The organism is Kitasatospora sp. MMS16-BH015 (genome assembly GCF_002943525.1).
In the GTDB taxonomy this organism is placed as follows: Bacteria; Actinomycetota; Actinomycetes; order Streptomycetales; family Streptomycetaceae; genus Kitasatospora.
Genome location: NZ_CP025394.1, coordinates 1232896 through 1245218, shown reverse-complemented (window position 1 = coordinate 1245218; position 12323 = coordinate 1232896). Strand labels below are relative to the sequence as shown.

Here is a 12323-nt window from a genome sequence, read left to right as displayed (position 1 = left end):
CCTGCGCTCCGCCCCGGCCCGCTCTAACGTGAGTGATCATCAGCACACGGTGGGCGGAGGGCGCATGGCCAAGGACGCGGAGCGGCTGTCCAAGAAGGTGTACGAGCGGGAGCTGCTGCGGCTGCAGAGCGAGCTGGTGAAGCTCCAGGAGTGGGTCCGGGCCGAGGGAGTCCGCCTGGTGGTGGTCTTCGAGGGCCGGGACGCGGCCGGCAAGGGCGGCGCGATCAAGCGCGTCACCGAGTACCTCAACCCGCGCGTGGCCCGGATCGCGGCGCTGCCGGCGCCGACCGAGCGCCAGCGCGGGCAGTGGTACTTCCAGCGGTACGTGGAGCAGCTGCCCGCCGCCGGGGAGATCGTGCTGTTCGACCGGTCCTGGTACAACCGGGCCGGGGTGGAGCGGGTGATGGGCTTCTGCACCGAGCTCGAGTACCAGCAGTTCCTGCACCAGTGCCCGACCTTCGAGCGGATGCTGATCGAGGCCGGCATCCAGCTCCGCAAGTACTGGTTCTCGGTGAGCGACATCGAGCAGGAGCGCCGCTTCCGCTCGCGCTTGGAGGACCCGATGCGGCGGTGGAAGCTCTCGCCGATGGACACCGAGTCGATCAGCCGCTGGGAGGACTACTCCCGGGCCAAGGACGAGATGTTCGTCCACACCGACCTGCCCGAGTCCCCGTGGAACGTGGTGGAGAGCGACGACAAGAAGCGGGCCCGGATCAACATGATCGCCCACCTGCTCTCCACCCTCCCGTACAAGGACGTGTCCAAGCCCCCCGTCTCGCTGCCCCCGCGCCCGCCGGCCACCGGCTACCAACGCCCCCCGCGCGACCTGCAGAAGTACGTGCCGGACCACGCGGCGCAGCTGTAGGGGTTGCCGCGACCCGGGGGCGGGCGTCGGATGGAGGGGAGAGGGACGGAGGCGTCGCCATGTACGTCCGCACCATCTATCTGACCGGTGATCCGGGCCTGGTCGACAAGACGGTCGACGGCCTGAAGGCCGAGGCCGTCGGGCTGCTGGCCGCGCGGCCCGGGTACCGGGGGTTCAGCGTCTTCACGGACCGTGGGCTCGGCAAGATCATGCTCGGCTCCTGGTGGGAGAGCCAGGAGGCCGAGCGGGCGAGCTTCGCCGAGCTCACGGGCCGGCGCGACGAACTGCTCGCCGCCTTCGAGGGGACGGTGACGGTCGACGTCTGGGAGGCCGCCTCGGCCCAGCGGGGCAGTGCGCAGGCCGGTGCGTTCCGGCTGGTCCGGCTCGAGTTCGACCCGGCCGGGGCCGACCGGCTGGTGAGCTCCTACCAGGACCGGGCGGTGCCCGGTCTGGAGACCCTCGACGGGTTCGTCGGCGGCGCGCTGCTGATCGACCGGGCCCGGGGTCAGGGCAGCGTGGGCGCGCTCTTCCGCGACCGGGCCGCCCTGGAGGCCTCGCGCGGACCGCAGGCGGCGATCCGGGCGAAGGCCACGGTCGCCGCCGGGGTCAGGGTGCGCTCCCTGGAGGAGTTCGACGTGGCCCTGCTCGACCGGCCGGCCTGAGGCCCGTCGGTCAGGTGGCGGAGCCGGCCGCCGCGCCGGTGGCCAGGTCGGCGCCCCAGCGGCTGAGGGCGGCCGCGAGGTCGAGGGCGCCAGGGCGGGCGTCGGTGCCCTCGGCGGGCCAGTCCTCGCGGGGGACGCGCCACATCAGCTCGAACTCGTTGCCGTCCGGGTCCTTGGCGTAGAAGGACTTGGAGACCAGGTGGTCGGTGGCCCCGACCAGCGCGCCGCGCTCGGCGAGCTGCTGCCCGATCTCGGCCAGCTCGCCGAGGGTGCCGACCTCCCAGGCCAGGTGGTAGAGGCCGACCCGGCCCTGCTCCGGGCCCGGGGCGTCGGCGCCGATCGCGAACAGGCCGAGGTCGTGGTCGTTGAGGGTCTCCTGGGCGCTCAGGAAGGCGGCCCGGCCGGGGATCAGGTGGTCCACCTTGAAGCCGAACAGCTCGGTGTAGAACGCGACCGAGCGGTCGACCTCGCGGATCCAGAGCACGGCGTGGTTGAGACGGCGGACGGGCATGGCGGACAACTCCCTCGGTCGGTGGTGCTCCTCCAGGGTACGGTTCAAATTCGAACTACTCAAGTTTGAATTTGAACCACCGGTCGGAGGCCGGTCGGAGCGACCGGACCGGTCCGGCCTGTCGGTCGACTCGCATACGCTTCAAGGCGTGGAACCCGACCTCTTCACCGCCGCCGCCGAGGACCGCCAGGCCGCCGAGCCCGGCCGGGCCCCGCTGGCCGTGCGGATGCGTCCCCGCACCCTCGACGAGGTGGCCGGCCAGCGGCAGCTGCTCAAGGAGGGCTCGCCGCTGCGCCGCCTGGTGGCGAGCACCCGCGGCCCGGCCGCGACCAGCTCGGTGATCCTCTGGGGCCCGCCCGGCACCGGCAAGACCACGCTGGCCCACGTGATCAGCCAGGCCGTCGAGGGCCGGTTCGTCGAGCTCTCCGCGATCACCGCCGGGGTCAAGGAGGTGCGCGCCGTGATCGACGGCGCCCGCCGGGCCGTCGGCATGAGCGGCAAGGAGACCGTCCTCTTCCTGGACGAGATCCACCGCTTCTCCAAGGCCCAGCAGGATTCGCTGCTGCCCGCGGTGGAGAACCGCTGGGTCACCCTGATCGCCGCCACCACCGAGAACCCGTACTTCTCGGTGATCTCCCCGCTGCTCTCCCGCTCGCTGCTGCTCACCCTGCAGTCGCTCACCGACGAGGACATCCGCACGCTGCTGCGCCGCGCGGTGGCCGACGAGCGCGGCCTGGGCGGCTCGGTGGAGCTGACCGCGGAGGCCGAGGACCACCTGGTCCGGCTGGCCGGCGGGGACGCCCGGCGCTCGCTCACCACGCTGGAGGCGGCGGCCGGCGCCGCGATCGAGCAGGGCTCGGCCCAGATCACCCTGGCGATCACCGAGACGGCCGTCAACCAGGCCGCCGTGCGCTACGACAAGGACGGCGACCAGCACTACGACGTGGCCAGCGCCCTGATCAAGTCGATCCGGGGCAGCGACGTGGACGCCACCCTGCACTACCTGGCCCGGATGATCGAGGCGGGCGAGGACCCGCGGTTCATCGCCCGCCGCCTGATGATCTCCGCCAGCGAGGACATCGGCCTGGCCGACCCGACGGCCCTGCAGACGGCGGTGGCCGCCGCCCAGGCGGTGGCCCTGATCGGCTTCCCCGAGGCCCGGATCATCCTCTCCCAGGCCGCCATCGCGCTGGCGCTCGCGCCCAAGTCCAACGCGGCCTACCTGGCGATCGACGCGGCCCTGGCCGACGTCCGCCAGGGCCTGGCCGGGGCCGTCCCGCCGCACCTGCGGGACGCGCACTACGGCGGCGCGGGCAAGCTGGGCCACGGCAAGGGCTACCGGTACCCGCACGACCTGCCCGGCGGGATCGCCGCCCAGCAGTACGCGCCGGACTCCGTGCACGGCAAGGAGTACTACCAGCCGACCAGGCACGGCGGCGAGGCCCGGTACGCGGACGTGGTGGAGTGGACCAGGGGCAAGCTCAGGGGCCAGTGAAGGGTGATGGTGGCCGGCGGGTATAGTTGCTCGGAGTGCCATGTCCCGGGCACGGCGATGGGGTGACCCGTCGACCGTCCGCACCAGCGGGGCAATGGCCCGAGGCTCCCCTTCGCGGGGGTCTCCAGGAGCGTCGCGCACCTTCACCGGTGTCGCGGGCCGTCCATCGGGCGGCGCGTGTAACAAGCACTTCTGTGCCCGGCCCCGGAGGCGGCTGACCACTCGTACGGGTGGTTTCTCCGGGTCGCGAGAGGCGACCTCCGTCAACACCTGGTGACAGCCGTATTCACACGCAAGAGAGGTTTGGTTCATGGCGAACCAGAAGCGCCCCAAGGTCAAGATTGCCCGTGCCCTGGGCATTCCGCTGACCCCGAAGTCCGTCAAGTACTTCGAGGCGCGCCCGTACCCGCCCGGCCAGCACGGCCGTGGCCGCAAGCAGAACTCTGACTACAAGGTCCGTCTGACCGAGAAGCAGCGTCTGCGCGCCCAGTACGACCTGAGCGAGAAGCAGATGGCTCGCGCCTTCGAGTCCGCCAAGAAGGTCGAGGGCAAGACCGGTGAGGCGCTCGTCGCCCTGCTGGAGACCCGTCTCGACGCCCTGGTCCTGCGTTCGGGCATCGCCCGCACCATCTACCAGGCCCGCCAGATGGTCGTCCACGGCCACATCGAGGTCAACGGCAGCAAGGTCAACAAGCCGTCGTTCCTGATGAAGCCGGGCTACGTCGTCACCGTGCGTGAGCGTAGCAAGGAGAAGGTCCCGTTCCAGGTCGCCCGTGAGGGTGGCTACGCGGGCGAGGGCCAGACCCCGAAGTACCTCGAGGTCAACCTCAAGGCCCTGGCGTTCCGCCTGGACCGCACCCCGCTCCGCCGCGAGATCCCCGTGATCTGCGACGAGCAGCTGGTCGTCGAGTACTACTCGCGCTGACCCGCGAGCACCGAGCCCCCGGTCGCCTTCCTCGGAAGGCGACCGGGGGCTCGGTCGTTCCCGGGCGCCGAGTCGTTCCTAGGCGCCGAGCGCGCGGGCGACGGCCTCGTCCAGGTCGAGGGCGGCGCCGCGGGTGAAGGCCTCGGCGAACTCCAGCTCGGTCAGGCCGGTGCGGGCCCGGGACTCGCACTCGCGGTAGGGGCCGTTGAAGCTGCGGGAGCCGAAGAACGGGGTGCCGACGGCCTGCCAGAGGCGGTGCGCCGCGCCCTGGAGCACCCGGGCCTCGACCAGATCGGCCTCCGGGCCCTCGGTCTGGAGCAGGGCCAGCACGTCCAGGGCGAGCACCACCCCGAGCAGATCGCGGAAGAGGTGGTTGAGCCGGACGCACTCGCGCGCGTATGCCCGGGCCGGGCGCAGCTCGCCCGTCTGCCAGCGGGCGTAGGCCAGGGCGTAGAGGGCGTACGCGTAGGCCCACTGCTCGCCGTGCCGCTCGCAGATCTCCCTCACCCTGTCCAGCCAGTGCCGGGCGCCCTCCTCGTCGCCCTGGAAGAGGCAGGCCACGCCGAGCTCGAACATCGCCATCAGGACGTTGGAGTTGAGCTCGCCGATCCGGTCGTAGAGGGTCAGCGCCTCCTCGAAGAGCACCGCGGCCCGGGCCGGCTCGTCGCCGATCAGCGCGGCGCAGCCCTGCCGGTGCACCGCGTAGGCCAGCGCCCGGTCGTCCCCGGTGTCCACCGCCTGGCGGCGGCACTCGGCCAGGGCCGGGCGGGCCCGGGCCAGGTCGCCCTGGAGGGTGGCCATGTAGCCGGTGACCCAGAGCGCCTTGGCGCGGGCCCGGGTCGGCTCGGGGGCGAGCGCCAGGGCCCGGTCCAGCCAGTGCCGGCCCTCGCCGAGGTGGCCGGAGCCGACCCAGTAGTACCAGAGGGTGCCCGCCAGCAGCAGGGCCTGCTGCTCCTCGCCGGGCTCGGCCAGACTGAACTCCAGCGCGGCGCGCAGGTTCGGGTGGGCCAGGCGGGTCCGTTCCGCCGTCTCGGCCTGGTGCGGGCCGAACCACTCGGCCTCGCCCCAGGAGGCCAGGCCCAGGTACCAGTCGCGGTGCCGGCTGCGCAGCCGGCGCTCCTCGCCGGTGGCGCGCAGCCACTGGCCGCCGTACTCGCGCAGGGTGTCCAGCAGCCGGAACCGCACCCCGCCGTCCGGGGCCGACTCGCGCAGCAGCACGGACTTGGCCACCAGCTCGCCCAGCAGGTCGAGCACCTGCTCGGTGGCCAGGCCGTCGCCCGCGCAGACGTACTCGGCCGCGTCCAGGTCGAAGGCGCCGGCGAAGACCGCCAGCCGGGCCCAGAGCAGCCGCTCCTGCGGGGTGCAGAGCTCGTGGCTCCAGCCGATCGTGGTGCGCAGGGTCTGGTGGCGCAGCGGGGCGGTGCGGGCGCCGCCGGTGAGCAGGGCGAAGCGGTCGTCCAGGCGGTGGGTGATCTGCTCGACGGAGAGGGTGCGCAGCCGGCCGGCGGCCAGCTCCACGGCCAGCGGGATGCCGTCCAGCCGGCGGCAGAGCGGCTCCACGGCGTCGTCGGGGGTGAACCCGGGCAGCACGGCGGTGGCCCGGTCGGTGAAGAGCCGGGCCGCCTCGGGCAGCGGCAGCGGGGTGACCGGCAGCAGGTGCTCGCCGGCCGCCTGGAGCGCCTCGCGGCTGGTGGCCAGCACCCGCACGCCCGGCGCGGCCCGCAGCAGCTCCTCGACCAGCTCGGCGCAGGCCGCCACCAGGTGCTCGCACCCGTCGAGCACGATCAGCAGCCGCCGGTCGGCCAGCCGCTCGGCCAGCACCTCCAGCGGTGGCCGGGTGGTGCTGTCGGTGAGCCGGAGCGCCTCCTGCACGGCGTGGCCGAGGAGCAGGTCGTGCTGCACGGCGGAGACCTCGACCACGCGGACCCCGTCGGGGAACAGGAGGGGGTCCGAGACGGGGGAGGGGGGTGTGTCGGTGAAGGGGCCCGCCGGGAGGCCGGACGTGCCCGCGGTGGCCGGGTACGCGGGGGCGGCGGGGGCGGCCGGTTGGGTCAGGGCGGCGGCAGCCCGCAGCGCCAGGCGGGTCTTGCCGACGCCGCCCGGGCCGGTCACGGTGACCAGGCGGGTGCGGGTCAACAGGCTCTGGAGGGCGGCGAGTTCGGGGGAGCGGCCGACGAAGGTGGTGAGCTCGGCGGGCAGCCGGCCCGGGGTGGTGGCGGTGGTGGTCGCCTGGTCGCTGGACACGGTCTCTCCCCCCGAGGCCCTCACCCTCGGAGAGTCCGGGCGTCCAACGACCTGACCCGCCGGTAGGTTACGCACGGAGGTTCGCCCGCCTTCCCGGCCCGCGACGGGGATATCGAGTCGGGAATGACCACGTCGCCACGGTAGGGTTCCCTCCAGTAGCGACGAGAAGCCGAGGGAGCGCGCAAGGTGTCCGTGGGAGAGCTGGCCGGCCTGCTGGTCGCCGTGTTCTGGGCGGTCCTGGTCACGCTGCTCGCCGTGGTGCTGGTGCGGCTCTCCAAGGTGCTGCGGGAGGCCGCCGTGCTGGTCACCGAGGTGACCGAGCGGGCCGTGCCGCTGCTCACCGAGGCCGGGCAGGCCGTGCGCAGCGCCAACGAGCAGCTGGAGCGGGTGGACGAGATCACCGCCAACGTGCAGGACGCCGCCGCCAACGCCAACGCGCTCTCCTCCACCGTCGCTGCGACCATCGGCGGCCCGCTGGTCAAGGTGGCCGCGTTCAGCTACGGCGTGCGCAAGGCCGTCGGCCGTCAGCAGGCCGGGCTGACGCTGCCCCAGCAGGGCAGCGAGCGCGAGGAGCTGGCCCGGCTGATCCGGGCCGAGGTGCGCGCGGCCACCGCGCCGCGCGGCGGGCTGCTGGCCCGCGTCCGCCGAGCCGTGAGGGGCTGAGATGGTACGCCGGATCTTCTGGATGGCCGTCGGCGCCGGGGCCACCGTGTGGGCGATGAACAAGGCGAACGAGGCGGTGCACCGGCTCACCCCGGACAGCCTCTCGGGCACCGCCGCGCGCGGCGCCCTCCAGCTGGGTGACGCGGCCAAGCGCTTCGCGGCCGACGTGCGCGCCGGGATGACCGAGCGCGAGGAGCAGCTGCGCAGCGACCTCGGTCTGGACGGCACCGCCGTCCTCGAGCCGCGCCGGGCACCCCGGCGCGACGCCCGGTACCGAGCTATCTCGGCGGCGCCGGGCTCGCCCGCCGTCGCCCTGCCCCCCGCTCAGCGCGTCACCAAGGCCATCGCACCCACGCCCCGGCAGCCCCGAGAGCTGCCCGGCGGCACCACCAACCAGGAGGACCTGTAATGGAGTCGGCAGAGATCCGCCGCCGCTGGCTGCGCTTCTACGAGGAGCGCGGCCACACCGTCGTACCGTCGGCCTCGCTGGTCGCCGACGACCCCACCCTGCTGCTCGTCAACGCCGGCATGGTGCCCTTCAAGCCGTACTTCCTCGGCGAGATCAAGCCGCAGTTCACCCGCGCCACCTCGGTCCAGAAGTGCGTCCGCACGCTGGACATCGAGGAGGTCGGCAAGACCACCCGGCACGGCTCGTTCTTCCAGATGTGCGGCAACTTCTCCTTCGGCGACTACTTCAAGGAAGGGGCCATCAAGTACGCGTGGGAGCTGCTCACCACCTCCGTCGCGGACGGTGGCTACGGCCTTGAGCCCGAGAAGCTCTGGATCACCGTCTACAAGGACGACGACGAGGCCGAGCAGATCTGGCGCGACGTCATCGGCGTGCCGGCCGAGCGCATCCAGCGCCTCGGCATGAAGGACAACTTCTGGTCGATGGGCGTGCCCGGCCCCTGCGGCCCGTGCTCGGAGATCAACTACGACCGCGGCCCCGCCTACGGCGAGGAGGGCGGCCCGGCCGTCAACGGCGAGCGGTACATGGAGATCTGGAACCTGGTCTTCATGCAGTACGAGCGCGGCCACGGCGACGGCAAGGACGGGTTCGAGATCCTCGGCGACCTGCCGAGCAAGAACATCGACACCGGCCTCGGCCTGGAGCGCCTGGCCTGCATCCTGCAGGACGTCGACAACCTCTTCGAGATCGACACCAGCCGGATGATCCTCGACCACGCCGCCGAGCTCACCGGCCACACCTACGGCGCCGACCACAAGTCGGACGTCTCGCTGCGCGTGGTCACCGACCACATCCGCACCGCGCTGATGCTGGTCGGCGACGGCGTCACCCCCGGCAACGAGGGCCGCGGCTACGTGCTGCGCCGCATCCTGCGCCGCGCGATCCGCAACATGCGCCTGCTGGGCGCCACCGAGCCGGTGGCCCAGGTGCTGATCGACACCGCGATCAAGGCGATGGCCCCGCAGTACCCGGAGCTGGAGTCCGAGCGCAAGCGGATCGAGACCGTCGTGGTCGCGGAGGAGGTCGCCTTCCTCCAGACCCTGAAGGCCGGCACCAACCTGCTGGACACCGCCGTCACCGAGACCAAGCAGGCCGGCCGCGCCGTGCTCTCGGGCGAGCAGGCGTTCAAGCTGCACGACACCTACGGCTTCCCCATCGACCTGACCCTGGAGATGGCCGAGGAGCAGGGCCTCCAGGTGGACGAGTCCGGCTTCCGCCGCCTGATGCAGGAGCAGCGGGACCGCGCCAAGGCCGACGCCAAGGCGAAGAAGATGGGCCACGCCGACGTGGCCGCCTACCGCGAGGTGGCGGACAAGGCCGGTGCCTCCGTCTTCACCGGGTACACCGCCACCGAGGGCGAGGCCACCGTCGTCGGCCTGCTCGTCAACGGCTCGCCGGCCCCGGCCGCGAGCGAGGGCGACGAGGTCGAGATCGTGCTCGACCGCACCCCGTTCTACGCCGAGGGCGGCGGCCAGCTGGCCGACCACGGCCGGATCCGGCTGGACTCGGGCGCGGTCGTGGAGATCCGCGACGTGCAGCAGCCGGTGCCGGGCGTCGTGGTGCACTCCGGCGGCGTGCTCTTCGGTGAGGTCGTGCTCGGCGCCGCCGCGTACGCCACCATCGACGTGGAGCGCCGCCGGGCGATCGCCCGCGCCCACTCGGCCACCCACCTGACCCACCAGGCGCTGCGCGACGCGCTCGGCCCCACCGCCGCCCAGGCCGGTTCGGAGAACGCCCCGGGCCGCTTCCGCTTCGACTTCGGCTCGCCCGCCGCCGTGCCCGGCAGCGTGCTGACCGACGTGGAGCAGAAGATCAACGACGTGCTGACCCGCGAGCTGGAGGTCACCGCCGAGGTCATGACGATGGACCAGGCCCGCAAGGCCGGCGCCATCGCGATGTTCGGCGAGAAGTACGGCGACTCGGTCCGCGTGGTCACCATCGGCGACTTCTCCAAGGAGCTGTGCGGTGGCACCCACGTGGGCAACACCGCCCAGCTGGGCCTGGTGAAGCTGCTCGGCGAGTCCTCGATCGGCTCCGGCGTGCGCCGGGTCGAGGCGCTGGTCGGCGCCGACGCCTACAAGTTCCTGGCCCGTGAGCACACCGTGGTGGCCCAGCTGACCGAGCTGGTCAAGGGCCGCCCGGAGGAGCTGCCGGAGAAGATCTCCGGCATGCTCGCCAAGCTCAAGGACGCGGAGAAGGAGATCGAGCGCTTCCGCGCGGAGAAGGTCCTCGCGGCCGCCGCCGGGCTCGCCTCCGGTGCCGAGGACGTCCAGGGCGTGGCCGTGGTCGCCGCCCGGGTCGCCGACGGCACCGGTGCGGACGAGCTGCGCAAGCTGGTGCTCGACGTCCGTGCCCGCCTGGGCTCGCGCCCGGCCGTGGTCGCCGCCTTCACCGTGGCGAACGACCGCCCGCTGACCGTGATCGCCACCAACGAGGACGCGCGCGGGCGCGGCATTAAGGCCGGCGAGCTGGTCCGCGTCGCGGCCAAGACCCTCGGCGGCGGCGGTGGCGGCAAGGACGACGTGGCCCAGGGCGGTGGCACCAACCCGGGTGCCGTGGACGAGGCGATCGCCGCCGTCCGTGGCCTGGTCGCGGAGCGCGCCAGCTGATGTACGACGACTCCACCCAGGAGGAGAAGGTCTTCCGCCGGGGGCGCCGGATCGCCGTCGACGTGGGTGACGCCCGGATCGGGGTCGCGTCCTGCGACCCCGACGGGCTGATCGCCACGCCGGTGGAGACCGTCCCGGCGGGCGGCCGCTCGCAGGCACGGATCAAGGCGATCGCCGAGGAGTACGACGCGATCGAGATCGTGGTCGGCCTGCCCCGCTCGATGAGCGGCAAGGAGGGCCCGGCCGCGGCCAAGATCCGTGAGTACGCGGGTCGGCTGGCGATGCTGGTCTACCCGGTGAAGGTGCGCCTGGTGGACGAGCGGATGACCACGGTGACGGCCGCCCAGGGCATGCGTGCCGCCGGGCGTTCGTCCAAGAAGGGCCGCTCGGTGATCGACCAGGCGGCCGCCGTGGTGATCCTGCAGAGCGCGCTTGAGACCGAACGGGTGAGTGGCCGCGCCCCCGGCGAGTGCGTCGAGCCCACCGAGTAGTGGTGCTGGGCTAGCTTCCCTGGTGGGGGCCCGTGCGGACGCGTCCGCACGGGCCCCCGATTCGTTCCCGGGGGTCCGTTCCCGGGAGGATCCGTTCCTGGGGGAGAAGCGGCCCGTTGACCGACCCGTACAGCGCACCCGGTCTGACCCCCGGGCACCTCGGCGCGCCCGCCGCCGAGCCGGAGGCCGCCCCGCCCGGGGCGCCGCCCGCGCTCGACCTGCCGGACCCGCGCCGGCTGCGCAGCGGCCTGGCCTGCTGCCTGAGCGTCGGCGCGCTGGTGGGCGTGGTCTGCGCGGTGGCACTGGCGGCCGTGCTGCTCTGGCCGAGCGGCCAGGCACCGGCCGCCGACTACCCCGGCGGGGGCAGCGGCACGGTGCAGGTCTCGGTGGCCCAGGGGGCCTCGCTGACCCAGATCGGGCAGGCCCTGGTCAAGAACGGCGTGGTGGCCAGCACCCGGGCCTTCACCGAGGCGGCGGCGCACAGCGCGGCCGGCACCCGGATCCAGCCGGGCGTCTACCAGCTCAAGCAGCAGATGTCGGCCGCCAACGCGCTCAACGTGCTGCTCGACCCGGCCAACGCCAACGCGCTCACCATCCCCGAGGGCTGGCGCGCCGCCCAGGTCTACGCCGCGATCGACCAGAAGCTCAAGCTGCCGCCCGGCACCACCCAGACCACCGCCCAGCAGCACCTCGCCGAGCTCGGCCTGCCCGACCAGGCGAACGGCAACGCCGAGGGCTACCTCTTCCCCGCGACCTACCCGGTGACGGGGGACAGCGGCCCGCTCGCGCTGCTCCAGCAGATGGTCGGCCAGAGCGGCAAGGTGTACGGCGCCGAGGACGTGGACTCGCTGGCGGCCGGCAACGGGCAGACCCCGTACGGGCTGGTGGTCATCGCCAGCCTGGTGCAGGGCGAGGCGGACAACGAGGAGGACATGGCCAAGGTGGCGCGGGTGGTCTACAACCGGCTGGCGAAGGGCATGCCGCTGCAGTTCGACTCCGCCATCAACTACGCACTCGGCCGTTCCACCCTCACCACGACCAACGTCGACACCAAGCTGGATTCGCCCTTCAACACCTACCTGCACCCGGGCCTGCCGCCCACCCCGATCGCCAACCCGGGCCGGGACGCGCTGCGGGCCGCGGCCCACCCGGCGGACGGCGACTGGCTGTACTTCGTGACCGTACGACCCGGTGACACCCGCTTCACCGACAGCTTCGATCAGCAGCAGAAGAACGTCGCCGAGTTCAACGCCGTCCAGTCGCAGGCCCGGTCCTCACCGAGCGCCAGTGGGCATTGACGAGGAGTTGACCAGGCCGGTGACCCCCCTGCGGTACGGTAACGTCTCCCTCCGGGCGTGTCGCTAGCACGCTGGTTCGAGACGGCAGTCT

At 72.8% G+C, this 12323-nt stretch carries 11 protein-coding genes; 9 read left to right on the top strand and 2 right to left on the bottom strand.

Going from position 1 to position 12323, the window contains the following annotated elements:
• Positions 1-64 precede the first annotated feature (64 nt).
• Both ppk2 and CFP65_RS05335 read left to right on the top strand, forming a co-directional pair.
• Complete coding sequence (gene ppk2 / locus CFP65_RS05340) at positions 65-865, top strand: polyphosphate kinase 2 (protein WP_104814994.1); 801 nt, start codon at positions 65-67, stop codon at positions 863-865.
• Positions 866-924: 59 nt separating this feature from the next.
• Positions 925-1527: an antibiotic biosynthesis monooxygenase gene (locus CFP65_RS05335; protein WP_104814993.1), complete on the top strand. Its 603-nt coding sequence runs from the start codon at positions 925-927 to the stop codon at positions 1525-1527.
• Between the two features lie 10 nt (positions 1528-1537).
• Here the strand turns inward: CFP65_RS05335 and CFP65_RS05330 are convergent, their stop codons facing one another.
• Positions 1538-2038: a VOC family protein gene (locus tag CFP65_RS05330; RefSeq protein WP_104814992.1), complete on the bottom strand. Its 501-nt coding sequence runs from the start codon at positions 2036-2038 to the stop codon at positions 1538-1540.
• Between the two features lie 148 nt (positions 2039-2186).
• Between CFP65_RS05330 and CFP65_RS05325 the strand changes: the two genes are divergently transcribed.
• Positions 2187-3533: a replication-associated recombination protein A gene (locus tag CFP65_RS05325; protein ID WP_104814991.1), complete on the top strand. Its 1347-nt coding sequence runs from the start codon at positions 2187-2189 to the stop codon at positions 3531-3533.
• A gap of 310 nt (positions 3534-3843) precedes the next feature.
• Positions 3844-4458, top strand: coding sequence for a 30S ribosomal protein S4 (gene rpsD / locus CFP65_RS05320; protein WP_104814990.1), 615 nt, complete (start codon positions 3844-3846; stop codon positions 4456-4458).
• Between the two features lie 78 nt (positions 4459-4536).
• Here rpsD and CFP65_RS38715 read toward each other — a convergent pair whose 3' ends face one another.
• On the bottom strand, positions 4537-6702 hold the full coding sequence (locus tag CFP65_RS38715) for an AAA family ATPase (protein ID WP_158702046.1): 2166 nt from the start codon (positions 6700-6702) through the stop codon (positions 4537-4539).
• A gap of 186 nt (positions 6703-6888) precedes the next feature.
• Here CFP65_RS38715 and CFP65_RS05310 point away from each other — a divergent pair, with 186 nt between their 5' ends.
• From CFP65_RS05310 to mltG, 5 genes are all read left to right on the top strand, one after another.
• Positions 6889-7365, top strand: a complete 477-nt coding sequence (locus CFP65_RS05310) for a DUF948 domain-containing protein (RefSeq protein WP_104814989.1) — start codon at positions 6889-6891, stop codon at positions 7363-7365.
• Between the two features lies 1 nt (position 7366).
• A complete protein-coding gene (locus CFP65_RS05305; protein WP_104814988.1) occupies positions 7367-7774 on the top strand; it encodes a DUF6167 family protein in 408 nt (135 codons plus the stop codon).
• Complete coding sequence (gene alaS / locus CFP65_RS05300; RefSeq protein WP_104814987.1) at positions 7774-10443, top strand: alanine--tRNA ligase; 2670 nt, start codon at positions 7774-7776, stop codon at positions 10441-10443. The genes CFP65_RS05305 and alaS overlap by 1 nt, the downstream gene beginning before the upstream one ends.
• A complete protein-coding gene (gene ruvX / locus CFP65_RS05295) occupies positions 10443-10934 on the top strand; it encodes a Holliday junction resolvase RuvX (RefSeq protein WP_104814986.1) in 492 nt (163 codons plus the stop codon). Before alaS ends, ruvX begins: the two co-directional genes overlap by 1 nt.
• A 116-nt stretch (positions 10935-11050) precedes the next feature.
• On the top strand, positions 11051-12232 hold the full coding sequence (gene mltG / locus CFP65_RS05290; protein WP_254552243.1) for an endolytic transglycosylase MltG: 1182 nt from the start codon (positions 11051-11053) through the stop codon (positions 12230-12232).
• Positions 12233-12323: the final 91 nt, after the last annotated feature.